The organism is Actinobacillus delphinicola (assembly GCF_900638385.1).
Classification (GTDB): Bacteria; Pseudomonadota; Gammaproteobacteria; order Enterobacterales; family Pasteurellaceae; genus Actinobacillus_C; species Actinobacillus_C delphinicola.
The window spans coordinates 71142-97410 of sequence record NZ_LR134510.1 but is presented as its reverse complement, the minus strand read 5'-3'; the positions used below and the strand labels follow the sequence as shown (position 1 = coordinate 97410).

The window sequence follows — 26269 nt, the reverse complement described above, 5'->3', positions numbered from 1 at the left end:
CACCTAAGGATTTTTCTTCAATTGTTCAATTTTTTTTGCCTGTTCATCAAGTAATAACTGACAAAGTGGCGGTGGGGGTGGAATTACCACAGGTTTTGGTTTTCCAGGTTTAGTTGGTTTAGGTTTCGGTTTTAACCAAGCATAAAGGCTTTGATCGCAACCATCACCAACTGGGATTGCCGCTTGGTTATGGCAATATTGTGCGCCTTTAGGGCAACTTAAACGTACATGAAAATGAGAATTATGCCCATACCATGGACGGATTTTGTGTAGCCATTGACGATCTCCTTTTACGGTCTGACAAAGATGAACTTTAATCAGAGGATTAACAAAAATACGTGCAACATGAGGATCACTTGCAGCAAGTTTGAGTAAAGTTTCTTGTTGATTTGTCCAATCTGATGTCATTTTTTTTGTCGTTGGATTTGCCATTAAATTAGCGAGTCCAGTCGAGTGATAAGCCTCTTTGGCAGTCAATTTGCCCATCCTAAACCAGATATCTACATCTAGCCCCATTTGATGGCTATGATGCCCGTCAACAAAGCGTCCTCCTGCTGGCATTGCGACATCACTAATTAACATGGCAGGCAAATGGGCAGCATGAAGTTTTTTACCAAGGTTTTGCAGATATTGTAACATTTCTGGGTGTGCGTAATAGCGATTTTTTTCTTGGCGAACGACTTGATATCCTACGCCATTAAATGGGACTTTTTCTCCCCCAATTAAACAACCATTTGTATAGTTACCGATTGGATTGGGTTTTCCTGCTACTGGTGCTTTAAAATTAAGCCATTCAGCTGGCGAATATGATGCCAACGCACTAGTTGCGGCAAGGGCGAAAATAAAACACGCCCCCATTTTCGAAAATTTTTTTGAAGAATGCCAAATTTGCATAATACAACCTAAATTTTTTATAAGCATTGTGCTTTATAACGTAAAAAATGATCCATTAAAACAATTGCCATCATGGCTTCCGCAATTGGAACAGCACGGATACCAACGCAAGGATCGTGTCTTCCTTTGGTGACAATTTCGCAATTTTCATTCGCAAGATTAATTGTCTGTCCTGGAATTTTGATACTAGAAGTAGGTTTTAGTGAGATGCTTGCCAGAATAGGTTGCCCAGTAGTGATTCCTGCTAAGATACCACCAGCATGGTTGGAAAGAAAACCTTGCTGGGTTATTTCATCACGATGTTGAGATCCTCGTTGTGAAACGATATCTATTCCGTCACCAATTTCAACGGCTTTTACAGCATTAATTGACATTAATGCGTAGGCAAGTTCTGCATCTAAACGATCGAAAACTGGTTCTCCTAAGCCAACTGGTACGCCTGTCGCGACAAGTTGAATTTTTGCACCAACCGAATCACCAGATTTTTTTAGTTCTCTGATTAAAAATTCGTAAGATTCTGCGGTTTTCTCATCAGGCGCAAAAAAAGGATTTTGATTGACATATTGCCAATTTTCAAAATCATTAACAGGGAGTTGTGGAGCTTTGATATTGCCCATCTGACTTAAATAACCACGGATTTCAATTCCAAGAACTTCGCGCAAATATTTTTTTGCAATGGCTCCAGCTGCAACACGAATTGCAGTTTCACGTGCAGAAGCACGACCGCCACCACGATAATCACGAATACCGTATTTCTTTTGATAGGTAAAATCGCCATGACCTGGACGGAATTTATCTTGAATATCACTATAGTCTTTAGAGCGTTGATCTTCATTTTTGATCAAAAGCCCGATACTTGTTCCTGTTGTTTTACCTTCAAATACACCAGATAAGATCTGAACCGCATCTGTTTCTCGACGTGCTGTCGTAAAGGGAGAATTTCCAGGTTTACGGCGATCGAGTTCAACTTGGATATCCGCTTCACAGAGCGGAAAATTAGGAGGCATTCCATCTATTACTCCTCCGAGGGCGATGCCGTGAGATTCGCCAAAGGTTGTGAGTTTAAATAACTGCCCGATACTATTTCCTGCCATATAAAATTCCTTATTTAGTTGGCATTTGTACTGATTTAGATTGGCTGCTTTCCTGCATTAAATCATAGGTTGCCACTTTGATTTCTTCATTGTTTTGAGTGTTTTTTATGTAAACATCCAATTGATTGAATGCAATGTCGATATTATGTTGGGCAAACAAGGCATTGATACGATGATTGATATAATCAATGCTTTTATTGCGATGTCCAATATCATTTACGTAAACCCTTAATTCATGATCAAGAGTACTTGCACCAAAAGTCATAAAATACACGGTTGGTTTAGGATCTTTAAGTGCATATGGACATTCGTCAGCAATTTGTAGCAAAAGTTTTTTTACAAGCTCAAGATCTGAGCCATAAGCAACACCAATAAAGACTTTTACTCGTGTGATAGAGTTGGATAGTGCCCAGTTTACGATACGCTCAGTTACGAACGCCTTATTAGGAACAATAATTTCTTTACGGTCGAAATCCACTAGAGTAGTAGAGCGGATACGAATGCGTGATACTGTACCTGAAAAATTACCGATAGTAATGACGTCACCAACACGTACGGGACGTTCAAAAAGAATAATTAAACCAGAAACAAAGTTTGCAAAAATTTCTTGTAAACCAAAACCTAAACCTACTGATAATGCGGCAAAAAGCCATTGTAATTTATTCCATGATAGCCCTAATGTTGCGAAAGCTAGGGCAGCCCCCATTGCAAAAATGAAATAGGTGGATAAAGTCGTGATCGTGTACGGGGTTCCCTGAGAGAACTTAATATGCGTAAAGAGTAAGACTTCTAGTACACCTGGTAAGTTTCGGATAAGTGCGTAAGTAGTCAAAATGATAATAAGGGCGACCATTAAATTCCATAACGTAACGGCCTGAAGTACTGGTCCCGTCGGTGTCATGGTAGTGTGTTGCCATAAATTAATACTTTCTAGATAGTAAGCAACAGTAACGAGGTCAGACCAAACCCAATATAAAAGGGTGAGGAGTGTTAAGAATAATCCAATATTCACAACCCGTAGAACTTGAGCTTTAATTTTTGATACGGCAAGTACTTCATCTTCTATCATTTGTGCTTGAATAAAGCTTTCATCATCAGCAGGAAGGTTTGCGCCTGTTTCGTCTTCGTGTTGTAATTTTTCTTGTTTCTCTAATAAACGGCGATATGACAAATGGCGAGAGAATACGAGCATGGCACGATAAGTAACGTCACGCAAGATACTCCATGAACCGAGTACAAAATAGGAAATAATCAAATGGTGCATCAAATTCAGCGCAGTGTAGTAGTAACCTAATACAATGAGAACCATTAATCCGATTGGTGCTAAATATGAAATAACAGCAATGATTTTGAATAAGATAGTGAGATTGCCTTCAGAATCAGAAGAAATTGATTCATAAAGGTGTAATGCTTTATGGATTTTAGGTGAACAATAAAATAATGAGAAAATAAGTATAATAATTGTCGCAAACTGCCCGATTACATCATTATTTACTCCACCATCTAAATGGGTAAAGATTGAGGCATTGATCCATAAGTAACTAACGATGATAAAACTTTTTAGAAAACGGGTAAATGCTTCTAAGTTATTCTTTTGTAATCCAAAATGGCGATAACCAATACTGTACGGATCGGGGGAGAGAATACGTAAAGTTGTTGCAAAGAATAGCCAATAAAGACTCATCTTCGTAGCCCAACCCCATACATATACAGGATTCTCAAACAGGAAAGTTGAAATAAGAATGAGGATCGCCAGTAAGAAAAAAGTACTTGGTAAAGATAATATCACTGTCCAAGCAAGCGCTTCTGGTGTAAAGCGTTGGCGATCTTTTTTCAATGTATTAACGCAATTATTAATATGGCGTAATCGTGAGTTAATTGTTTTACGTTGCCACTCAATTAAAAAACCGATAAAAGCTAATATGATACTGATTGCTGCCGCAGGGATAATATAAAAATGCCATCCAGTAAAATTGAATGTTCTATAAATATTACGGACTTCAATCTGAAATTTAGGGATAAAATTTGCAAACCAAGTTGTATTCATCGTTGGATTGCTTTTAACCCAAAAACTTTGTAGTTGCAGTTTATTTTGTAGTGCATCACTAATTGAAATCACTTGTTTTTGATTTAATTCAACATTGATCGCTAGATTAAGTTGATTATTTAATAATTCAATTTCATTAGAAATTAAACGATAACGTTCTTGTAAAATAGGTATAAGCTGAGCTCGTTCTTCGTCTGTAATAGGTTTATCATTATTTGATGAGAGTTTATCAATAAAACTGTTTACATCATATAAATTGTCACGGGTTTCGGTAAGATCAAAAATTTTGATACGAAGTGATGTAATTTGTTTTGATAAGCCATTGATTAAAGTATCTTCAGGAAGTAATTGTTTTTGTTTATTAATAATACGTGAGAGAACCAATGTCCCTTGGAGAGCACTAATTTGCTCATTAATATTACGTTCTGTTTGTTTTAAATTATTTAAAACAGCGGTAATACGTAGATTATCTTGAGTAAGATTATTTAAACTTGTTGTCTGTTTTATTAGCTCTTGGCTAATATTCAAGTTCATGGATTGTTGTTTTAAAACAAGGGGAGAAACGTTTTTATCTTTTTGTTGAGCTTGTTTTAATTGTTCTGCTTGTTGTTGTGTTTCTTCTAATTTTTTCTTATTAATAAGTTCTTGTAAGGTACTTTGTTTAAGTTGAAGTTGTTGTTGCTCAATATTTTTTTCTTCAAGTTGAACAGAGTAGAGAGATAATAAACTACTATCACCTTGTAGGAGGTTTTGATTATAGTCATTTTGTAGTTTAATCAGTGCTAGTTGAAGTGTAAGCTTTATTTTTTCAGAATGAGAAATTCCATCATTAAAGAGAGATTTTTCTAATTTTTGATATTGGATAAGATTATTACTTAAAATCTTTTGCGATTTTTCTGGCGTTGCACGTTGATTTACCAGTTGTGAATTGAGTACAACTAAATCAGTTTGTACCGTTTGTAATTGAGTTTGAATTTTATTTAATTGTGACTGTAATTGATCAAGATTAAATTTTGAATACTCGTTGATATCTAAGTTATTATTTTTCAAGGAATTAATATTATCACGAGTATGCGCTAGCGTTTTAGGTGCATTCGCAATGAGCTTGGTTAATGCCTCATTTTCTTTTTTTTGATTTGATATTTGATCTAGTAACTGTAAAGCCGTTGTTAAATTAGTTACGTCGGCTTTTGATGCATCACCTGATTTTTTTAATTGCTGTAATTGTGACTCCAAATTCGCTTTTGTTGGTAAATTTGTTGCCATAACATTGGCGGAAACAAAAATTAAAACAAAAGAAAGTACTAGGGATAGAATAAAATGACGTTTCATAATATTACCTAAATTAATTTTTCTAATTCTTTTTGTAATAGATTACGTGAAATTTTGATACTACCTTGACTCTGAAATTTTTCACTTTCTAATAAATAGTAGGCGATAGGGTGTTTGAATTTTTCCAATTTTCCCTTTAACCATGCTTTAATGATAAGAATGTTTTCTTCATTAAATTCTGTATTTAACTCTATCATTGCTACTGGGCGATGTCCAAACTCTTTATCCGCAATAGGCAATACGAATACTTGTTTAACTAAAGGATGTTCTTTTAAAATCGACTCAATTTCTTCGGGTTGAATATTTTCACCACCTGAAATAAATTGATTATCGACTCGACCAATAATAAATAACTCGTTATTTTTCCATACGCCTTTATCTTTTGTTGCAAAGAAACCATCGCCATTAGTTAGCGGATGAATTCCATCTTTTTGCCAATAGCCCAATGCGAGTCCTGCACCTTTTAAGCAAATTTCATCATTCACCAGTTTAAAGATACGTTTTGGTAAAGGTTGCCCAACACCAGAACTTGCATCTGCTTTTTTAGCAAAAATGGTTGAAGCCATTTCTGTCATACCGTATCCGCAATAGCTTTGAATATTTGCTTGGGCTAATGCCTGAGTGAGCGCAACTGGGATACTTGCTCCTCCTAATAGAAGATGTTTAGTTCGGTAAGTTTTTGTAGGATGTTCTACCAAATATTGTAAAAACCGTTGGGCTTGGGTAGGGACAAGCGAAGCATGAGTGACTTGACTTAAACTATCGTAAAAATCATCTTGAACAAAATGCAGTACAGCGCCACGTTGTAACCAGCGCCATATAATTCCTTGTCCAGAAACATGGTAGATAGGTAATGATAGAAGATAACTATCTGTTGCCTGGAATTGCATTAAATCACAAACGCCCGCTGCATTTTCTAAATGCGCTTGCAGTGAATGAACAACGGCTTTAGGTAATCCTGTTGATCCCGATGTAAGTGTCATCGTAATAGGTAAATGATGGTAATCATCTTCTGTAAAATTAGATATAGCTGTATTATCGGTGTTATCTGTAGGAGAAATGAGATCAAGATAAGGTGGTAAATTTAATTCCACGCCTCGATTTTCGTAAAATTTTTTAAGATCCTGTTGCAAATGGATAGCAGTTGGATCCAAATAATAGAAATCAATTTGACTATTTTCAAAAATAGAAGCACATTTTTGCGCTGAAAATGCGGGGTTTATGCCTAATGCTCTTGCACCTAGTTGAATTGTGGCAAGATAAAGAAATACAAGATTTTCACTATTACGTCCGCAAAGCGCTACACCAGAGCCTTTTTTGATCCCTTGTTGTTTTAATTGCTCTGCAAAGGTACTAATTAATCCAGTTACCTCTTTCCAAGAAAAAAGATTGCCTTGCGAATCTCGCAAAGCAATACGATTTTGGTTTTTTCCGCAATTAGCGAAATCTTGCCATAATAAATTCATTTATATTCTCGTGTGATTAGAAAAATTGACGGACTTTCTCGACTAGAGATTGAGGAAGTTGCATTTCAACCATCGTTCTTTCTAACATTAACATTTTACGCTGGCTATTGGTATTGGTAATTACCCAGAATGGACTTTCTGGAATTTGTTTTGGTTTAGTATGAGTACCATAACTTAATAAAGTTGCTTCATCACGAGCGAAGTAAACACGAGTGTGACCCTGTAATGGTTCTACAGCATTTGCAAAGCTCTCAGGGTTTGTACGGTATAGTACGCTTAAAACACGTAAGAAACGGTTGACCCCTTTTGTTTCTTGCAAAAATGTATCTGTTTTTAAAAGTGCTTCAACTTTTTGAGTTAGCTGCTGAACAGATTTTACGGGTTGTTTTTTTTGTTTAGGTTGTACAGGGGCTACGGTTTCATCAATAGCATCGAAAATAGAAATATTTTCACCAATGTGATCGGCATTAGGATCCATAGTACATTGTGGAAAATTTAAAAGGCGACGCAAGATGTCCGATGGACTTTCTTCACCAATTGCTGTCGTTTGGCTAGCAATATATTGATAAAGTTCGTCGTCAAGTTTCACTATTTTCATTGTTAATTATCCTTGTGGGTTGATCTAATTCAAATTTTGCCACATTATAACGGCTTATTTATAAATACTCTATGCAAAAATGATGTCTGAAAAAAATTTACTTAACTTTGCGTTCTCGAATGAACAAAAAGATCCAACATTACCTGTCCTTGTTTTTATGCATGGCTTATTTGGCGACTTAAATAATCTTGGTGTGATTGCACGTGCGTTTTCGGATCAATATCCTATTCTTCGAATAGATCTGCGGAATCACGGGCAAAGTTTTCATAGTGATGACATGAACTATGATTGTTTAAGCGAGGATGTGATTACTCTTTTGGATCATTTAAAGATCCAAAATGCGGTCCTTATTGGTCATTCAATGGGAGGCAAAACAGCGATGATGGTGGCAGGGAAACGTCCAGATCTCGTTTCTAAACTTGTCGTGATTGATATTGCGCCAGTAAATTATGGTGAACATGGACATCGTGAAATTTTTAAAGGCTTAAAAGCGGTGGCGGCAGCGCAAGTAACAACACGTCAAGAGGCAAAGCAAATTCTTGCTCAGTATGTTCAAAGTGATGCGGTACAACAGTTTATGCTAAAGTCTTTTGATGCTCAGTCACCACAACGTTTTCGCTTTAATGTAGATGTTTTAGAAGATAATTACTTGGCGATTATGGATTGGCAAGAGGTTCTATTTACTAAACCTACTTTATTTATTAAAGGTAACGATTCGGATTATATCTTACCGCAATACCAAGTTGCGATTTTACGACAATTCCCAAAAGCGAAAGCCTTTGTGGTACAAGGAAGCGGGCATTGGGTACATGCAGAAAAAACACAATCCGTTATTCGAGCAATTACGCAGTTTTTAACGGTGAATAAAAGTTAAACTTGAGTAAATAAATAAGGTTTTATTCGTGGGGGAGGCGTGTTATACTGCCTCCACTTTTGAACTTGTAGCTTATCATTCTCAATTAGAATGCTAACTTTGAATGAAACTACGTAAAATCAGTGATTTGACAATGGCGAAACAAGATGCAGATTGCATAACTCTAGATCTGTTCGCTACTACCTCTAAAATCGGACGCCCTCGGACAAATCCACTGAGTCGTGAACAACAACTTAGAATCAATAAACGCAATCAACTAAAACGGGATAAATCAAGCGGATTACGTCGCGTAGAGTTAAAGTTGCATAAAGATTTAGTCAAACAACTCGAAAATTTAGCGTCTGAACAGGCAGTTAGTCGTTCGGAAATGATTGAAAAAATTTTACAAAACTATTTTGCACTTCAAGGAAACAAATAATGGCAATTATTGGTTTATTTTATGGAAGCGATACAGGTAATACTGAAAATATCGCAAAAATGATTCAAAAAAATTTAGGAAAAGATGTTGTTGATATTTTTGATATCGCAAAATCAAGCAAAGAAGATATTCAAAAATATGATTTCCTTATTTTGGGTATCCCGACTTGGTATTATGGCGAAGCGCAATGTGATTGGGATGATTTCTTCCCAACTTTAGGTGAAATTGATTTCACTGATAAACTTGTTGCTATCTTTGGCTGTGGCGATCAAGAAGATTATGCAGAATATTTCTGTGATGCAATGGGCACGATTCGCGATATTATTGAACCTAAAGGAGCAATTATTGTGGGTAACTGGTCCACTGAAGGTTATAGTTTTGAATCTTCACAAGCATGTATTGATGAAAAAACATTTGTTGGACTTTGCATCGATGAAGATCGTCAACCAGAATTAACTGATGAACGTGTTGCAACTTGGTGTAAGCAGCTTCAAGATGAGATGTGTTTAGCAGAATTGGTCTAATCATTAACCAGATAACAATAACGAACTATGATGAAAGGGGAGCACATAATGTCTGAAGAAAATATTCAACGCTTAAAAAAAGCGGGTCTAAAAATTACGGAACCACGTTTAACAATTTTAGACTTAATGCAGAAGAATCGTGTTGATATGCAACACTTTACTGCAGAAGATATTTATCGTCTTTTGATTGAAGAAGGTGAAGAAATTGGTTTGGCGACAGTGTATCGTGTATTAAATCAATTTGATGAAGCAGGTATTTTAGTGCGCCATAATTTTGAAGGGAATAAGTCCGTTTTTGAAATTAACCCTACAGAACACCATGATCATATTATTTGTCTTGATTGCGGACAGGTATTTGAATTTAAAGATGAAGTGATTGAACAACGTCAACGACAAATCAGTGAGGAGCATGGGATCACTCTTGAGAATCATAGTCTTTATCTTTATGGCAAATGCAAAGATAAGGAAGCGTGTAAGGCTTATCAACAGCAAGCTAAAAAGAGATAATCTGAGAAAGGTAATGCGGTTTATTTAAACCGCATTATTTTTATGTAGATTAAGATAGGTTAAAACAATCTAATATACTTTTTATAAATTAGTCATCTAATGGAACGACAAGCATATCAACTTTGACATTATTCATCACTTGACGAGTAGATGACATTAATTTACTCCAGAAATCTTGGTGATGTCCTGTTACGAGTAAATCAATTTGATATTTTTCAACTGCATCTTCTAACGCTTGCACAAGATCACCATTACCGCTAAGTTCTTCTGTAACAGGATAATCGATAGATTGAGCAAGTTGTATTAATGCTTGATGACTTTCATCGTTAACACGTTCTTGCATTGATGTCATATTTACATCAATTAAACCGGTATATAAATCTGAAAAATTCACATCTACGTGAATAATGGAAAGTTTCGCATTATGTAGTTTGGCAATAGTTGCTGCTTTCTTTACCAGTATTTCGCTGTCTTCAGAAAGATCTACTGCAACAAGAATATGTTGGTACATCTTAATCTCCTTTAGGTTAGCTTAATTAACTTTCTTGAATCATATCAAACTGAATCATAAAAAACAGCTGGAAAGATCACATTTTTGATAAAATATTTTATAATTTTTAAAGAATTATATAAAAGCGTAGGAGATAAGATGCGGTATTCTATTCAAGATTTTATTCAAATTATTGCACAATTACGCAATCCAAATGGTGGATGTCCATGGGATTTGAAGCAGAATTTCAATACAATGATTCCACATTTATTAGAAGAAAGCTATGAAGTTGTTGAATCCATTGAAAAACAAGACATGGCTAATTTACGTGAGGAATTAGGTGATTTATTGTTACAGGTTATTTTTCTTAGTCAATTAGCCAAAGAAGAAAAGCTTTTTGATTTTGAGGATGTTGTTAATGATGTGAGTGAGAAAATCATTCGTCGTCATCCTCATGTATTTGGCGACCTACAGGCAAATAATGCCGAAGAAGCATTAGCTAGCTGGAACAATATTAAAGCTCAGGAACATAAAGAAAAAGGAACAGCATCTATTTTAGATAATATCCCGCATGCTTTTCCTGCATTGATGCGTGCTGAAAAAATTCAAAAACGTTGCGCTAAAGTAGGCTTTGATTGGCAAAATTTAGAACCAGTGGTGGATAAAGTAGAGGAAGAGTTGCAAGAAGTGAAATCTGAAATTGCACGCTCTCCACAAGATCAAAATGCCATTCAAGAAGAAATGGGAGATTTATTTTTTGCTACTGTAAATCTTGCTAGACATCTCAAATGTAAGCCAGAAGAAACATTACGTGCAGCAAATGCTAAATTTGAGCGTCGTTTCAGACAAGTAGAACATAAATTAACTCAGCAAAGTAAAAGCTTTAATGATGTCAGTCTTGATGAAATGGATGCGTTATGGGATGAAGTAAAAAAAGAGGAAAAATAAATAAAGAATGCCGTGAGAGATTCACGGCATTTTATCGGATTAAACCATTTAGAATAACAGACCATTTTTGACTTTAGTTGCAATCTCATCACCGACTAAATTTGCCAAAATTGCTAACGCAAATTCCATAGCTGTTGCTGGACCACGAGAAGTGATAACATTTTTGCAAATAACGACATTTTTATCGGTTTCATATCCTGGTTTCAACACTGTTTTTTCAAAGCCTGGATAACAAGTATAGTGAGATTTTAATACGTTAGCCGTTGCAAGCGCCCAAGGGGCTGCACAAATTGCAGCGATTAATTTTCCTTTTTGATCGAATGCTTTGAGAACACTTTGAAGTTCTACACTTTTTGCTAGGTGTTCACTACCTGGTAAGCCACCCGGTAGAATAATAGCATCAAGATTTTGCGGATCGATTTCAGTTAATAGGCAATCTGTGTGTAATTGGATTTGATGGGCGCCAGTGACAGGACGTTCCTTTAAGCCTGCAATAACCACTTCCACACCGCCACGACGTAGCACATCAATGACGGTAACTGCTTCAAGTTCTTCAAAGCCTTCAGCTAAAATAATTGTTGCTTTTTTCATATACATCTCCTTGGTGGATAGAACTTTTATAAACATGGTATTTTTATCGAAAAATTCAAGTGGACAGATTTAACTTGAGTTTAAATCCTACATAAATCGATCTATAATTACACAGCGTAACGAGGGTATCGTTATGTATTTAGTTTTAAGCTAAACTGGAGTTAATACTATGACACAAGAAAAAACAACCCCATCAACAAACTCTTCTGAAAATTCAAAAAAATGTTTTAAATCAAAAAGTTATTTTTGGATCATCTTATTTATTATTTTTATCGTCGTGATTTTCTATTATTGGTATAAATTACCTCATCCTACGATGGTAGAGCCAGTGGCTACCCAAAATGTCGTGGCTGAACGAGCGGTAACTACATTTGTAAATCATGATACATCTTCTCAAAAAGATGAGTTGCAATATGCAGAAACTAATCAAAATCAAGTCGTAAAACAAGTTACGCAAAATGCTACTCAGAACGATATGCCACTTCAAGGTGAGAATTTTAAGGTTCCTTCTGAAGAGGGAAATATTGCACAACCCGTCAATATTATTGCACCTGCTAAACAAGATGCACAAAAATAATTCATAGCAAAATAAATAATAACGCCCCAATTTTCGCAAAAATTTTTATGAAAATTGGGGCGTTTTATTTAAACAGTATTTTATTTAAGTAAATCAATAATTTTTTGATGAATTCCACCAAAGCTACCGTTAGACATAATCAGGATATGATCGCCTGCTTTAGCAGATTGTGCGACTTTTTGGGCGAGGGTATCAAGATTATCGCATGTAAATGCGGGTTGTTTACATTGTTTGGCAATGTCTTCTACTTTCCATGGAATCGTATCTGGTTGGAAAATAAAGACCTCATCGGCAATGGCAAGTGATGGCGCCAGAGTATCTTTGTGAATTCCCATTTTCATGGTGTTAGAACGAGGTTCAAGTACCGCTAAAATACGGTTATTACCAACTTTACCTTTTAATGCTGCTAATGTTGCTTGAATAGCTTCTGGATGGTGGGCAAAGTCATCATAAACAGTGATTCCGTTTATATTGGCTTTCACTTCTAAACGACGTTTTACATTTACAAAACTTGCTAATGCCTTGCAAGCTACATCAACCGGGACATCTACGTAACGCGCGGCAGCAATTGCCATTAATGCGTTATGCATATTATGTTCACCGACGATATCCCATTTCACTTCACCTGCCTTTTCACCTTTATAGAAAACTTCAAAATGACAATAATCTGCAGAAAGTGGTTTTGCGAACCAATCTTGATCTTGACCTAAAAATTGTGTGCGCGACCAAACGCCCATGGCTAGGGTTTGTTGGGCGGATAGTTCATTCTTTTGACTAAGAACTAAGCCATTTTTAGGAACAAGGCGAATCATATGATGGAATTGACGTTGAATAGCCGCTAAGTTTTCAAAAATATCAGCATGGTCAAATGAAATATTATTGACGATAGCAACATGTGGATTGTAATGCACAAACTTGGAGCGTTTATCAAAAAAAGCTGTGTCGTATTCATCAGCTTCAATGACAAAATAATCACTTTCACCTAAGCGAGAGGAGCATCCAAAATTACCTGATATTCCACCGATTAAGAAACCAGGGGCTTTACCTGCCTTTTCTAAGATCCAACTTAGCATTCCCGTTGTTGTTGTTTTACCGTGTGTACCTGCAACAGCTAAAACTTTACGTTTCCAAAGCAAATGATCATGCAACCATTGAGGACCAGACGTGAAAGGAAGGTTGTGTTCTAACATATATTCTACACAAGGATTACCACGTTTCATCGCATTCCCCACGATGATCAAATCTGGGTGTGAGTTGAGCTGTTCAATGTCGAAATTCGGAATGATTTCAATGCCATTTTCTTGTAAAAATGTACTCATTGGCGGATAGATTCCCGTATCGGCACCAGTGACTTTATATCCCATTTCTTTAGCTAACATAGCTAAACTACCCATAAAGGTGCCACAAATACCGAGGAAGTGAAGATGTTGTTGTTTCATAAGCGCAACCTTTCAAAAAAAATTAATAACTTAACGTTGTTAAATGGTGATGAAATATGTAAGTATAATAAAACAACTCAATTGGAGTGTAAATTCATAATGATAAGGAGTAAATGTGAAAACATTAGGGCAATTTATAATTGAGAAACAACATGAATACCCAGAGGCGAAAGGAGAGCTTTCTGGTATTTTGTCATCAATTCGCTTAGTTGCTAAGGTGATTCATCGTGATATTAATCGTGCAGGCTTAACGAATAATATTATTGGGGATTCTGGTGTTGAAAATGTTCAAGGTGAATGTCAGAAAAAACTGGATTTATTCGCCCACAATACGATGAAAGAAGCACTTATGTCACGAGAAGAAGTGGCTGGCTTTGCAAGTGAAGAAGAAGAGAATTTTGTCGCCTTTGATACAGAAAGAGGACGTAACGCTAAATATGTTATTCTAACTGATCCATTAGATGGTTCATCAAATATTGATGTCAACGTGGCCGTTGGGACGATTTTTTCAATTTATCGACGTATTACCCCTGTTGGTACCCCAGTTACGCTACAAGATTTTTTACAGCCTGGTCATCGCCAAGTTGCAGCGGGTTATATTGTTTATGGTTCATCGACTATGCTTGTTTATACGACAGGGAATGGTGTTAATGGATTTACCTATGATCCGTCATTAGGTACTTTCTGTTTATCGCATGAAAATATTCGTATTCCAGAAGACGGAAGAATTTATTCCATTAACGAGGGGCAGTATCTTAAGTTCCCATTGGGCGTGAAAAAATATATCAAATATTGCCAAGAAGATGTACCTGAAGAAAATCGCCCATACGTTTCCCGTTATATCGGTTCTTTAGTATCAGATTTCCATCGTAATATGTTAAAAGGCGGAATCTATATCTACCCAAGTGCAACGAATTACCCTTATGGTAAGCTTCGCTTAAATTATGAAGGTAATCCGATGGCTTTCCTTGTAGAACAAGCTGGTGGCAAAGCAAGTGACGGATTTACTCGCATCCTTGATATTCAACCAACTGAACTTCACGAACGAGTACCACTTTTCATCGGTTCTAAAAATATGGTCGAAAAAGCTGAAAAATTTATGCGTGAAAATATCTAGTTCCCTCTAATACGAAACCCCGCCAAGTGCGGGGTTTTTTATGAGTATAAAAAATAACTACGCATTTTATCTAACAAGGTCGTAGTTATTTTTGTAGTTCATTTTATAGATGTCCAGATTAAGAATGGGTGTATTTCATACATTATAAAAATAAATAGATTGAATTAACTTGTTGATTTTAATTGATTTATTATTTTTTTGAGATTTGTAGATTTAGATTGGAAAGGGGGTAGTGGTGGAGCTGGGGGGAGTTGAACCCCCGTCCGAAATTCCTCTACTGTCAGTACTACACGCTTAGTCTGTTTTTAAATTCATTACATCACTGCCAACAGACAGGCGCTGATGTAACTAGCTTGATTCAATTTAGTGCTTCGATCCACAAGCGGAGGCGTCCACACGATCTCGTTTGGGTTTGACTCCTCTTAATCCCCGTCTTACGAGCGGAAGCTAGGGAGAGAAGGCTCTGAGCAGGTTATTAAGCTGCTAGTGCGTATTGTTCGTCGTTTGCGACTATTATTTTGCGGTTTATTAACGAGGCCTACCGCACCTCGGCGTGCACTTCGAGCTTTGCTAATCTCGTCGAATCCAAAATCAGCCCCGAAATGTTTAGGCGATTATAACAAAAATTATAAAATAAAAAAGGAATTTTGTAGAAAAACAGCTTGGCAATCATATAGATGCTTAAAAAATAATAGAATTTTTCTATTTAGCAAAGTATAGCGACTTGCGGTAAAATTCTATAAGAAAAAATAACTGGGAAAAAATATGTATATTAGTAAAGATTTAGCCACTTGGCAGACATTATTAGATTTTGTAGAGCGTGCTAGTCACGAAGGTAAGTTAAGCGAAACATTGACGTTATTATTGACGCCAGATGAACGGGATACATTGAGCTTACGTTTACAGATTATTACAAAATTATTAGAAAAGAATGCTTCACAACGAGAAATTCAACAAGAATTAAAAACTAGTGTAGCGACGATTACACGTGGATCAAATATGATAAAAAGTATGCCACCTGAATTTTTAGAGTGGGTAAGAGAAACATTAAGAAAATAAAAATCACGCCTCAATATTCAGAAAAAATTATGAATGTAATGAGGCGATTGATATTTTTTCAAAAAAATAGAAATTAATAAATGAGAAGATAGTCTAAAGATTTAAAAAATGGAGCGGGAAACGAGGCTCGAACTCGCGACCCCGACCTTGGCAAGGTCGTGCTCTACCAACTGAGCTATTCCCGCGTATGAGGTTTTAAGATTGGAGCGGGAAACGAGGCTCGAACTCGCGACCCCGACCTTGGCAAGGTCGTGCTCTACCAACTGAGCTATTCCCGCTTTGTTTTCGTTGTTACGAAAGAACGAGGCGAATTATACGAATTTTTTAAAAGGGTGCAAGTCTTTATTTAATAAAAAAAATTGTTTGCTTAGATATTCAGCTAACTAATGAATATTTATGCTAAAATGAGGTAATTTTTAGGCATAAAAAAGCGTTCTTATGAAAGAACGCTTTTCTTTTATTTTATACATTATCCTTGATAGAAGATTGAGGCAGATAAAAATACCACAACTGCAAGAGAAAGGATTGTAATAATTAGTGAATAAGCAAAGGCTTGGTTCATAGCACCCTCCGATAAAAAACGATCTTATTCTTAGAAAGTTTAGTTAATTAGAGGTAAAATAAAAATACCTATCATTAGGTATAAAGTGATTTATTTTTGTCATTGAACAAAAGTGTAACTTTCTTCATACAATATTACTTATACAAAGTTAACCATTGTCAGTATTTAATTCACCAATCATCACAGGGAGGTCTAAAACTTTGCCCAAACGTCGAATTTGAATGTTTACTGTTGTATTTGGTCGAGTATCAATAACAAGTCGCATCAATTGAGCTGGCGACGTGATGTCAGTTTTACCATATTTTAAAATTACATCATTTGGCATAATATCCGCAACGGCTGCTGGACTTTGTGGAGCAATAGCGGTGACAAGTACACCTTCACTTTCTTTTCCTGTTCCGTTATTGAATAAAATATTACTTTGTACGCCTAAATAACCACGAATAACACGCCCATCTTTAATGATGTCACGCATAATGCGGGTTGCTAATTGAATAGGGATGGCAAAGTTTAAACCTTCAGCGAGATCTTGGGTATTTTTCCCAATGCTTAGGGTATTAATAGCAATCAGCTCACCGAGTGAATTAATGAGCGCCCCACCTGAGTTACCACGATTGATGGACGCATCCGTTTGAATTAAATCTTGTCGTCCTGCATAGTCACCAATAACATTGCGTCCCAATGCACTCACAATACCCTGTGATACACTTTGCCCTAAGTTATAAGGGTTACCAATGGCTAAAACAACATCTCCGACTTGTAAAGGACGGCTTGGATTTTGTGGAATAGTAGGCAATTTTGTTGTTGAATGGATTTTTAATACGGCTAAGTCGGTGAGAGAATCTGATCCCACGAGTCGAGCAGTAAAAATACGTCCAGATTGCAATGCCACAATAATTTGTTGTGCATTCGCAATAACATGCTTATTCGTTAAAATGTAACCATTTGGCGACATGATGACACCAGAACCAAGGTTGGTAATTTGGCTTTGGGGATCTTGTAAGTTTCCCTCAAAAGATTGGCTATAAACATTTACCACTGCTGGTGATGCAATGCGCACCGCTTGGTTAAACGACATGGGTTGCGGTGCGAATAGATTTTTAATGGCTAATTTATCTTGTGGGGATAAGGCGATTACGAGAGCTGCAGCAACGAGTCCTAAGATGATAGATTGTACAATTCTTTTCCACATAAGTTATCCCTACCTTATAAAATACGCCCTGATTTTCGTTAAAATTTATGATGAATTTATTACTTCGGATAATACGTTAATTTAATGTCACTGCCAAACGTTTCTATTTGTTTACATTCCCAATTTGATGCGTCTGCAAGATGAGTTAAATGAGGTAATTTACAAAATCCACGCGCCTTATCACCGAGAATTTTGGGTGCAAGGTAAACGATTAATTCATCAACGAGTTTATTTTCAATAAAAGCACCAGCAAGTGTTGCGCCTGCTTCCAGCCATAGAGCATTGATTTGGCGTTCTGCAAGAATACGAAGTAGGGCAGGAAGATCAATAAAATCATGATTCGGCACGATGATTTGATCGCAATTCGCGGGATAATCAGCTAAATCACGGGGGGTTGAACTGATTAACCAGACGGGTGCATCACATTCAAAAAGGCGTGCCGTTGGGCGCACTTTATGATGATTATCTAAAATAATACGGACAGGTTGACGCAATTTTTCTTGTGGATATTGGGCTTTTAAATCATCGGGAAACTGCTCATAGCGAACGTTCAGGCGAGGATCATCGTGTAATACGGTTGCACTCGTAGATAAAATAGCACAGCTTGCCGCTCTTAGTTTTTGGACATCGGCACGGGATTGCTCATTGGAGATCCATTTGCTTTCACCACTTGCCATTGCTGTACGGCCATCTAAGCTAATTGCCATTTTTAATTGTACGAATGGGCGGTTTTGGCGCATTCGCATTAAGAAAGGACGGTTGAGCAGCTCTGCTTGTTCGGATAGTAACCCCACCTGCGTTTCAATACCCGCATCTGCGAGCATTTTTAAACCTCGTCCTGCTACTTGAGGATTAGGATCTTGCATGGCCGCGACAACACGACTTACACCAGCATTAATAAGCCCAAGTGCACAAGGAGGGGTACGCCCATAATGCGAGCAAGGCTCAAGCGTGACATACGCTGTGGCACCTTTGGCATTTTCGCCTGCATCTTTTAATGCCATGACCTCTGCATGTCCTTTACCTGCTTTAGCATGGAAACCTTTTCCCACAATTTCACCATTTTTGACTAAAACACAACCTACTCGCGGATTTGGGGATGTGGTATAAATTCCTTGCTTGGCGAGTTCGAGTGCAAGTTGCATAAATTGTTGATCTTCTTTGGAGAATTGTGATGTTGTTGGCATAAATATTCCATAAATTTTTACGATTATTGTGGCGTCATTGTAACAAGCTCAACAAATTTTTGCGATTTTTTATCAAAAAAATCCGACTTAATTCGTCAATTAATATAAAATAGTTATAAATGTAAATCTTTGCATTGTAATCTAGGTAATGTAAATCTAGTATATTCATACTTTTATCATATTAGGAGAAGGCTATGTCATCAGATCTTATTTGTTATAAAAAAATGCCAGAATGGACAGCAACTACTCTGCCAGAAGGCTTTCAAACTAAACATAATACTCAGGCGGGGACTTGGGCAAAATTAACGATATTTTCAGGTGAACTACGTTTTTATTTATTAGATGATGATGGCAATGTATTAAGCGAACACGTTTATGACAAAGAACATCAACCACCAATGCTTGAACCACAAGTTTGGCATAAAGTGAAACCAGAAAGTTCGGATCTTCGTTGCCAATTATCATTTTATTGTGATAAGTCCGTGTTTTATACTAAAAAATATGCGTTAACTGCAACCCATTCCGAAGTGGTAGCAGCAAGTAAAATTATTGCACCTTGTAAAACATTGGACTTAGGTTGTGGGCGTGGACGTAATTCGCTTTATTTAGATTCATTAGGATTTAATGTTACATCTTGCGATCAAAATCAATTAAGTATTGATTTTTTACGTAATGTAATTAAAGAAGAAAAACTAAATATTAATACTTATGTTTATGATATTAATAATGCGGATATTCAAGAAAATTATGATTTTATTCTATCAACAGTCGTAATGATGTTCTTAAATCGTGATCGTTTACCAATGATTATTAATAATATGCAAGAACATACGAATGTGGGAGGTTATAATTTAATTGTTGTTGCGCTAGATGCGAAAGATTATCCTTGCACAATTGGTTTTTCTTCTCCTTTCCAAAGTCAAGAATTAGCGAATTATTATAAAGATTGGGAATTAATTAAATACAATGAAGATATTGGTGAATTGCATCGTACAGATGCGAATGGTAATCGTATCAAATTACGTTTTGCAACAATGTTAGCGAAGAAAATAAAATAATTTATAAATAAAAAGAGAAAGTTTAGACTTTCTCTTTTTTTGGTAACATTTCATGAGAATATTTTTTATTAAACGACAAAAGAATAAAAAATTATTCAGCAGAAATGGTTGTTTCCTGTTCCTCTGTTGAAGCATGCCCCGTAGCAGTCGTACTATGATGAGATACAGCACGAGCTGGTACAACGGTTGAAATTGCGTGTTTATAAACCATTTGATTAACAGTATTTTTTAATAAAATTACAAATTGATCGAAAGATTCGATTTGACCTTGTAATTTAATACCGTTAACTAAATAAATTGATACAGGAATACGTTCACGACGTAATGAATTTAAATAAGGATCTTGTAGTGATTGCCCTTTTGCCATTTTGATTTCCTTTTTTCGTTTATTTTATGATATGAGGAGACCTCATTGACTAAATATAACAATAAATTAGTTACTTGTCATTACTCAAATTTATAAATTTAAATATTCTATTTTTTGCGCAATAATATTACGAGCAATATCTGGGTGATTACTGTCTAGCCAAGTAAGTGGTGTATTCCAACCTCTTAGCCAAGTAATTTGGCGTTTTGCTAATTGTCTGGTTGCACAAATTCCACGGAATACCATTTCATCATGATTATAATCACCACGTAAATATTCCCACATTTGACGATAGCCTACACAACGGATGGAAGGTAAATTTTCATGTAAATCTCCACGTTGATAAAGTTTTTCTACTTCTGCCTGAAAACCTAGATCAATCATTTTATGAAAACGTTTTTCTATGCGGTCATGTAAAATATGGCGCTCTGGCGGTGAAATTGCGAACTGTAGAATATTGTATGGTAATTCTTCGCCTTTTTGTTGGCTAAGTTCTGTAAGTGTTTTACCGCTAATATAGAAGACTTCAAGCGCACGATTGATACGTTGGCTATCATTTGGATTAATGCGTTTAGCAGATACAGGATCAATTTCTGCCAATTTTTGATGAAGATGTTGCCAACCAAATTTTTCTGCTTCATGTTCAATTTCAGCACGAATATTTTCATCAGCAGAGGGGAGCGGAGAAAGTCCTTCTAATAAACTTTTGTAATACAGCATGGTTCCTCCGACAAGTAGAGGAATTTTTCCTTGTTGGGTAATCTCATGCATCTCATTTAATGCATCCTGACGGAAATCGGCCGCTGAATAAGTTTGTGCGGGATCTTTGATGTCAATGAGGCGGTGTGGCGCTTGTGCTAATTCTGCAGCGGTCGGTTTTGCTGTCCCGATATCCATGTCTTTATAAATTAAAGCAGAATCAACACTGATAATTTCTACGGGTAAATGTTTATAGAGATCAATTGCGAGATCAGTTTTTCCTGCCGCAGTTGGTCCCATAAGGAAGATACCTAAAGGTTTGTTCATAAATGTTCCAAATAAGGTTGTAAATCAATGGGAATAAGCAAGGACGTAAGAGATGATTTATCTTGCGTTAAATGCTGTTCCACATCACTTAAAATTCTGACACCATCACAAAATTGCGTAATTGGAGATAACGTTATTTGTTGACAGAGTGCTTGAATAAAATCATTAAAATTCTCAAAAGAATGGGAGAGAAGTTTTAATATGAGTTGTTGTAAGTTTTGTTGGCGTAAACTTTTAGGCACATGTGTAATGCTAATACGCTGTGCTTGTTGAGGGATAACGACAAAACCAATTTGATTAAAGAAGGTTTTTTGTAACTCCCAACATTGATGTTGTTTATTATCCAGACGCAAAGTAATTGGAATCAATAATGGAGTTGTTTCTACCTTCGCTTTTGACAATTGTAATTGGATATCAAGTTGTTGTAATTTACGGAGTGATAGTAAATAACAGGTTTCTTGCCATTGTAATAATAATGCACCAGAAATAAGCGTAAGTGCTTTTAATAATCCGTCAGCCTGTAAAGTAGAAATACTAGCGGTAGTTATGGTAGATGACGCTATTACGTCCGTATTCTTACTCTTTGTCTCGTTAATAACAGAGGTTTTTGGTTTTACCTCTTTGACTAATTCATTATAAAGCGTATTTTCAAGTTTTGTTGAAGAAAGTGATTTTTTCTCAAAATGATTATTTTGCACATCGGTAAAAATATTTTTACCTGCAGCTTGGCGATTCGTCGATTTTTCTACAAAAAGCGGAGGAGTGTGAGGATGAGTGGCGGTTTGCCATACTCCTTTTTGCTCATGAATTTCATTTTGACTACTTTCCATATCTTGTATTTGGGGTTGAGCAAGTTTAGTTGCTTCCACAAGCGATGGTTGCTGATTAAAGGCATCAGAAATGGCTTGATAAATGAAATCATGGATTAAACGAGCTTGATGAAAGCGTACTTCATGCTTGGTTGGATGGACGTTTACATCCACTTCAGTAGGATCAATATCCAGAAATAAAACAAATTCTGGTTGTTGTTCGCCTTGCATAAAGGGTGCGTACGCTTGACGAATGGCATGTAGAATGACTTTATCTTTAACCATACGCCCATTGATATAGCTATATTGAATTTCACTATTATTTTTTAATGGAATTTGGCTAATCCAACCGTGAATATGTAGAGGACCATGTTGCCAATCTAATTGCAACGCTTTTTTGACAAAATTTTCACCGCAAATTGAGGCGAGACGCTTTAAAATTTGTCTTTCATCTTGGGCTATTTTGTATTGGCGCAAAATCTTCCCATTATGAGTCAACTGAATACCAATACGGGGTTTAGCAAGTGCAATACGGCGAATCACTTCATCAATATGCCCAAATTCTGTTTTTTCAGTACGTAAAAATTTACGGCGTGCGGGCGTATTAAAAAAGAGGTTAGCAACTTCTATAGAGGTGCCGATAGGATGGGCGGCAGGCTCAATAATCGCATCCATATTCGGACCTTCGGTATGAACTTGCCACGCTTCTGATTGTGCCTCTGGACGAGAGGTGAGGGTAAGACGAGAAACGGCACTTATACTGGCTAACGCTTCACCACGAAAACCGAGGCTTAAAATATTTTCTAGATCATCTAAGGTATGGATTTTACTCGTAGCATGGCGGGCAAGTGCAAGGGCTAATTCTGCCTTAGGAATACCAAAACCATTATCACGCACTTTGATTAATCTTGCTCCACCATTTTCAATATCAATAAAAATTTGGCTAGCACCCGCATCTAAACTGTTTTCTACCAGTTCTTTTACTACCGACGCAGGACGTTCTACTACTTCGCCAGCTGCTATTTGGTTAGCAAGTTGCGGGCTTAATAATTTTATTGACATATTTTAAAATCCTATTGTAGATGTAAACGTTGACCAATAAATACCTTGCCATGACGACTATAAGGATTTAGTTTTTCAAGTTTACTTAACGGTACACCATATTTACGTGAAATTGACATCAAGGTATCGCCACGTTTAACAATATAAATATCCGGTAGTGTTTTTTCTTTTTGCATATTCAAAACAGAAAAAGGATCGACCAGTTCTTTTTTCACGGATTGTGACTGTGATGGCGATGTTTTATTTACAGGTGCTTTCGCTGGAATTTTAAGTAATTGTCCTACCCAAATATTTGGACGTTTTAGATGATTAAATTCTTGTAATGCTTGCACCGAGACATTGTATTCACGAGCAATAGACGATAAGGTTTCTCTCCGTTTTACACGGTGACGTTTTCCGCTATCAACTAGCGAACTATTGATACGGTTTTGACGCTCAAATCTTTCTTTTATTGCCATTTGTTGGTTGTAATATTGTGCAAGACTTTCATAAATCATGAAAGCAAGCTTTTTCCGATAGGCTAAAGAATTAAGTTGGCGTTCTTCTTGTGGGTTAGACACAAATCCTGTTTCAACGAGAATTGAAGGAATATCTGGAGAACGTAATACACCAAGGCTTGCATGTTGTGGTGTGTTACGGCTAAGTGGAGTAATTTTTTTAAAGTTTCTTAAAACAATTTGCCCTAGTTGATAACCAACACGTTGGCTGTGGCGGAATTGTAAATCTAGTACCGTTTTATTTAAATATTTTTCATTATGTGATGCTAAAACAGCACCTGCACCCCCTAAGAGTTCTGAACGTTTTTCATGATCTTCCAGCCAACGCCCCATTTCACTATTGGCACGGCGTGTTGAAAGCACCCAAACGGAAGCGCCTTTTGCGTGGGGGTTACGGGTACTATCCGCATGGATAGATACGAGATAGTTTGCTTTTGCTTTACGAGCAATTTCAGAACGTTCTGGGACAGGAATAAAATAATCGCCGGTACGTGTTAAAACGGGTTTAAAGCGAGGATCTTTATCTAATAACGCTTTTAACTGTTGTGCCACTGAAAAAGTGACATTTTTTTCATAAATATGTAAGCGTCGTCCAATTGCCCCAGGATCTTTACCACCATGACCTGGATCGATTGCAATCGTCCAAACATCAGCTGCCCAGACAGAGCTAGGCAGCATAATACAGAGTAAAAATAAGCGAATAAGGTTACGCATTGATCTCATCTCAATTGATTTAAAATATTATTTCCCATAGGGGTATTTGCACGTATAGCTAGGGAACGTGCATCATCGACATATTGAAGATCAATTACCAAATCCGCAGGTGGTAAAAAGCCTTGACCTTGAGAAGACCATTCGATTAAGCAGAGTGTATTAGCATTAAAATAATCCCGAATACCCATGAATGCGAGTTCCTCAGGATCGGCTAATCGATATAGGTCAAAATGATAAATAAATATTTCTGGAAGATCGTATTCTTCAACAAGCGTATAAGTTGGACTTTTTACACGACCTTGAAAGCCCAAACTTTGAATCATGGCACGACTAAGACACGTCTTCCCAGCCCCAAGATCACCATTTAGATAAATGACAACGCCCTGAGTGCGAGGGGTATTCAAAATTGCATGCATGAGTTTTTCACCCCATTGACGAAGTTGAACCTCACTTGGTAAATAAATATTTTCCATTCTTTTTTCTCTAAATAAGTCGTCTAATTTGGGGTTAGTTTAAGGTGATACGTGCAAATTTACGTTTACCAACTTGATAAACCGCAGTTCCTTTTGCTAAAGGTTGTTTTGCTTGTTCATCAGAAACTTTTTCACCATCAATTTTTACTGCACCTTGTTTAATCATGCGATTTGCATCAGAAGTTGAAGCAACAAGGTTTGCTTCTTTTAATACGTTTGCAAGCGGGAGTTCATGAGATAATGTTAATTCAGGCATTTCATCAGGAATTGCACCTTTTTGGAAACGATTAATGAAGTCTTGTTCTGCTGCGTCTGCTGCAGCTTCATCGTGGAAACGGGCAATAATTTCTTTGGCTAGAAGAATTTTTACATCACGAGGGTTGCGACCATTCGCTACTTCTTCTTTAAATTGAGCAATTTCAGTTAATGGGCGGAAAGAGAGTAGGTTGTACCAATCCCACATTAATTCATCAGAAATTGACATCACTTTGCCAAACATATCATTTGGTGCTTCATCCACGCCAATATAGTTACCTAATGACTTAGACATTTTTTTCTCGCCGTCTAAACCAACAAGAAGCGGAAGTGTCATAGCAACCTGTGGTTTTTGACCAGCAGCTTTTTGTAATTCACGCCCCATTAATAGGTTAAAGGTTTGATCGGTACCACCAAGTTCTACATCTGCTTCTAATGCAACGGAGTCTTGACCTTGTAGAAGTGGGTAAATGAACTCATGAATTGCGATAGATTGGTTGTTTGCAAAACGTTTTTTGAAGTCGTCACGTTCTAGCATACGAGCAACAGTGTAGTTAGACGCAAGACGGATCATGCCTACTGTACCTAATTCATTTAACCATTGTGAATTGAATACAACGTGAGTTTTAGCAGGATCTAAAATTTTGAAAATTTGTTCCTTATAAGTTTCCGCATTTTTTAATACGTCTTCACGAGAAAGTGGCGGACGAGTTGCATTTTTACCAGATGGATCACCAACAGTTGCAGTGAAATCGCCGATAAGGAAATAAACATCATGACCAAAGTTTTGGAATTGGCGAAGTTTATTAAGTACAACGGTATGGCCTAAATGAATATCAGGTGCTGTTGGATCTGCACCTAATTTTACACGGAGTGGGCGCTTTTCTTTTAGTTTTTCAATTAAATCATTTTCAGAGTAAATTTGATCAACGCCACGTTTAAGTTCAACGAGAACAGTTTCAATATCGGTCATTTAAAAATCCTTTATAATTTTTTTATATAAAACTGCCTCATTATAAGGATTATGATTAAAAATTAAAGATCTGAGTATAAGAAGTCTAATAAAATTATGTAATAGAGAATTTTTATAAA

General features: G+C 36.6%; 25 protein-coding genes, 2 tRNA genes and 1 other RNA gene. 9 read left to right on the top strand and 19 right to left on the bottom strand.

The features are described from left to right. Window positions 1-3: 3 nt before the first annotated feature. The 5 genes from mepA to seqA are packed head-to-tail and all read right to left on the bottom strand — an operon-like array spanning window position 4 to window position 7431. Window positions 4-858, bottom strand: a complete 855-nt coding sequence (mepA, locus tag EL259_RS00460; RefSeq protein ID WP_126600784.1) for a penicillin-insensitive murein endopeptidase — start codon at window positions 856-858, stop codon at window positions 4-6. A 53-nt stretch (window positions 859-911) separates the two neighbouring features. Next, window positions 912-1988, bottom strand: coding sequence for a chorismate synthase (gene aroC / locus EL259_RS00455; protein ID WP_126597976.1), 1077 nt, complete (start codon window positions 1986-1988; stop codon window positions 912-914). A gap of 10 nt (window positions 1989-1998) precedes the next feature. Beyond that, window positions 1999-5367, bottom strand: a complete 3369-nt coding sequence (gene mscK, locus EL259_RS00450) for a mechanosensitive channel MscK (protein WP_126597974.1) — start codon at window positions 5365-5367, stop codon at window positions 1999-2001. An 8-nt stretch (window positions 5368-5375) separates the two neighbouring features. Continuing rightward, window positions 5376-6833 (bottom strand): o-succinylbenzoate--CoA ligase, encoded by a 1458-nt coding sequence (gene menE / locus EL259_RS00445; protein ID WP_126597972.1) that lies wholly within the window; start codon window positions 6831-6833, stop codon window positions 5376-5378. 16 nt (window positions 6834-6849) lie between these two features. Then, window positions 6850-7431, bottom strand: a complete 582-nt coding sequence (seqA, locus tag EL259_RS00440) for a replication initiation negative regulator SeqA (RefSeq protein WP_126597970.1) — start codon at window positions 7429-7431, stop codon at window positions 6850-6852. Window positions 7432-7513: 82 nt separating this feature from the next. Here seqA and EL259_RS00435 point away from each other — a divergent pair, with 82 nt between their 5' ends. The 4 genes from EL259_RS00435 (at window position 7514) to fur (ending at window position 9754) form a co-directional block, all read left to right on the top strand. After that, on the top strand, window positions 7514-8305 hold the full coding sequence (locus tag EL259_RS00435; RefSeq protein ID WP_126600782.1) for an alpha/beta fold hydrolase: 792 nt from the start codon (window positions 7514-7516) through the stop codon (window positions 8303-8305). 133 nt (window positions 8306-8438) lie between these two features. Beyond that, entirely contained in the window at window positions 8439-8723 is a 285-nt protein-coding gene (gene ybfE / locus EL259_RS00430; RefSeq protein ID WP_126600780.1) for a LexA regulated protein, read from the top strand. Beyond that, on the top strand, window positions 8723-9247 hold the full coding sequence (gene fldA / locus EL259_RS00425) for a flavodoxin FldA (protein ID WP_126597968.1): 525 nt from the start codon (window positions 8723-8725) through the stop codon (window positions 9245-9247). Before ybfE ends, fldA begins: the two co-directional genes overlap by 1 nt. A 48-nt stretch (window positions 9248-9295) precedes the next feature. After that, window positions 9296-9754: a ferric iron uptake transcriptional regulator gene (gene fur / locus EL259_RS00420; protein WP_126597966.1), complete on the top strand. Its 459-nt coding sequence runs from the start codon at window positions 9296-9298 to the stop codon at window positions 9752-9754. 88 nt (window positions 9755-9842) lie between these two features. Here fur and uspA read toward each other — a convergent pair whose 3' ends face one another. Beyond that, a complete protein-coding gene (gene uspA, locus EL259_RS00415) occupies window positions 9843-10265 on the bottom strand; it encodes a universal stress protein UspA (RefSeq protein ID WP_126597964.1) in 423 nt (140 codons plus the stop codon). A gap of 138 nt (window positions 10266-10403) precedes the next feature. Here uspA and mazG point away from each other — a divergent pair, with 138 nt between their 5' ends. Then, a complete protein-coding gene (mazG, locus tag EL259_RS00410) occupies window positions 10404-11192 on the top strand; it encodes a nucleoside triphosphate pyrophosphohydrolase (protein ID WP_126597962.1) in 789 nt (262 codons plus the stop codon). Window positions 11193-11240: 48 nt separating this feature from the next. Here the strand turns inward: mazG and EL259_RS00405 are convergent, their stop codons facing one another. Then, window positions 11241-11783 carry a DJ-1 family glyoxalase III gene (locus tag EL259_RS00405; RefSeq protein ID WP_126597960.1) on the bottom strand — a complete coding sequence of 181 codons (543 nt, stop codon included), beginning with the start codon at window positions 11781-11783 and terminating at the stop codon, window positions 11241-11243. 169 nt (window positions 11784-11952) lie between these two features. Here EL259_RS00405 and EL259_RS00400 point away from each other — a divergent pair, with 169 nt between their 5' ends. Beyond that, window positions 11953-12360, top strand: a complete 408-nt coding sequence (locus EL259_RS00400; protein WP_126597958.1) for a hypothetical protein — start codon at window positions 11953-11955, stop codon at window positions 12358-12360. 80 nt (window positions 12361-12440) lie between these two features. Here EL259_RS00400 and mpl read toward each other — a convergent pair whose 3' ends face one another. Then, on the bottom strand, window positions 12441-13799 hold the full coding sequence (gene mpl / locus EL259_RS00395) for a UDP-N-acetylmuramate:L-alanyl-gamma-D-glutamyl-meso-diaminopimelate ligase (protein ID WP_126597956.1): 1359 nt from the start codon (window positions 13797-13799) through the stop codon (window positions 12441-12443). A gap of 115 nt (window positions 13800-13914) precedes the next feature. Here mpl and fbp point away from each other — a divergent pair, with 115 nt between their 5' ends. Continuing rightward, complete coding sequence (fbp, locus tag EL259_RS00390; protein ID WP_126597954.1) at window positions 13915-14916, top strand: class 1 fructose-bisphosphatase; 1002 nt, start codon at window positions 13915-13917, stop codon at window positions 14914-14916. Between the two features lie 233 nt (window positions 14917-15149). Here fbp and ssrA read toward each other — a convergent pair. Then, window positions 15150-15515: a transfer-messenger RNA gene (gene ssrA / locus EL259_RS00385) on the bottom strand. 166 nt (window positions 15516-15681) lie between these two features. Between ssrA and trpR the strand changes: the two genes are divergently transcribed. Then, the gene (gene trpR / locus EL259_RS00380) at window positions 15682-15975 is read left to right on the top strand and encodes a trp operon repressor (RefSeq protein WP_126597952.1); all 294 of its coding nucleotides are present in this window, start codon (window positions 15682-15684) and stop codon (window positions 15973-15975) included. A gap of 109 nt (window positions 15976-16084) precedes the next feature. Here trpR and EL259_RS00375 read toward each other — a convergent pair. The 4 genes from EL259_RS00375 to ribD all read right to left on the bottom strand — a co-directional run bounded on the left by EL259_RS00375 (window position 16085) and on the right by ribD (window position 18916). After that, window positions 16085-16160, bottom strand: a tRNA-Gly gene (locus EL259_RS00375). 17 nt (window positions 16161-16177) lie between these two features. After that, window positions 16178-16253: transfer RNA gene (locus EL259_RS00370), tRNA-Gly, on the bottom strand. A 432-nt stretch (window positions 16254-16685) separates the two neighbouring features. Then, window positions 16686-17729 (bottom strand): outer membrane-stress sensor serine endopeptidase DegS, encoded by a 1044-nt coding sequence (gene degS, locus EL259_RS00365; protein ID WP_126597950.1) that lies wholly within the window; start codon window positions 17727-17729, stop codon window positions 16686-16688. Window positions 17730-17788: 59 nt separating this feature from the next. Next, the gene (gene ribD, locus EL259_RS00360) at window positions 17789-18916 is read right to left on the bottom strand and encodes a bifunctional diaminohydroxyphosphoribosylaminopyrimidine deaminase/5-amino-6-(5-phosphoribosylamino)uracil reductase RibD (protein WP_126597948.1); all 1128 of its coding nucleotides are present in this window, start codon (window positions 18914-18916) and stop codon (window positions 17789-17791) included. A 194-nt stretch (window positions 18917-19110) separates the two neighbouring features. On the opposite strand from ribD, the gene tehB reads away from it, so the two are divergent. Beyond that, window positions 19111-19974, top strand: a complete 864-nt coding sequence (gene tehB / locus EL259_RS00355) for an SAM-dependent methyltransferase TehB (protein WP_126597946.1) — start codon at window positions 19111-19113, stop codon at window positions 19972-19974. 91 nt (window positions 19975-20065) lie between these two features. Here tehB and hfq read toward each other — a convergent pair whose 3' ends face one another. From hfq to tyrS, 6 genes are all read right to left on the bottom strand, one after another. Beyond that, on the bottom strand, window positions 20066-20341 hold the full coding sequence (gene hfq / locus EL259_RS00350; protein ID WP_126597944.1) for an RNA chaperone Hfq: 276 nt from the start codon (window positions 20339-20341) through the stop codon (window positions 20066-20068). A gap of 90 nt (window positions 20342-20431) precedes the next feature. After that, window positions 20432-21367 carry a tRNA (adenosine(37)-N6)-dimethylallyltransferase MiaA gene (gene miaA / locus EL259_RS00345; RefSeq protein ID WP_126597942.1) on the bottom strand — a complete coding sequence of 312 codons (936 nt, stop codon included), beginning with the start codon at window positions 21365-21367 and terminating at the stop codon, window positions 20432-20434. Further along, window positions 21364-23238, bottom strand: a complete 1875-nt coding sequence (gene mutL / locus EL259_RS00340; RefSeq protein ID WP_126597940.1) for a DNA mismatch repair endonuclease MutL — start codon at window positions 23236-23238, stop codon at window positions 21364-21366. Before mutL ends, miaA begins: the two co-directional genes overlap by 4 nt. 11 nt (window positions 23239-23249) lie before the next feature. Then, entirely contained in the window at window positions 23250-24449 is a 1200-nt protein-coding gene (locus EL259_RS00335) for an N-acetylmuramoyl-L-alanine amidase (protein ID WP_232019052.1), read from the bottom strand. 5 nt (window positions 24450-24454) lie between these two features. Then, window positions 24455-24922, bottom strand: a complete 468-nt coding sequence (tsaE, locus tag EL259_RS00330) for a tRNA (adenosine(37)-N6)-threonylcarbamoyltransferase complex ATPase subunit type 1 TsaE (protein ID WP_126597936.1) — start codon at window positions 24920-24922, stop codon at window positions 24455-24457. Window positions 24923-24956: 34 nt separating this feature from the next. After that, window positions 24957-26150 (bottom strand): tyrosine--tRNA ligase, encoded by a 1194-nt coding sequence (tyrS, locus tag EL259_RS00325; RefSeq protein ID WP_126597934.1) that lies wholly within the window; start codon window positions 26148-26150, stop codon window positions 24957-24959. Between the last annotated feature and the right edge of the window lie 119 nt (window positions 26151-26269).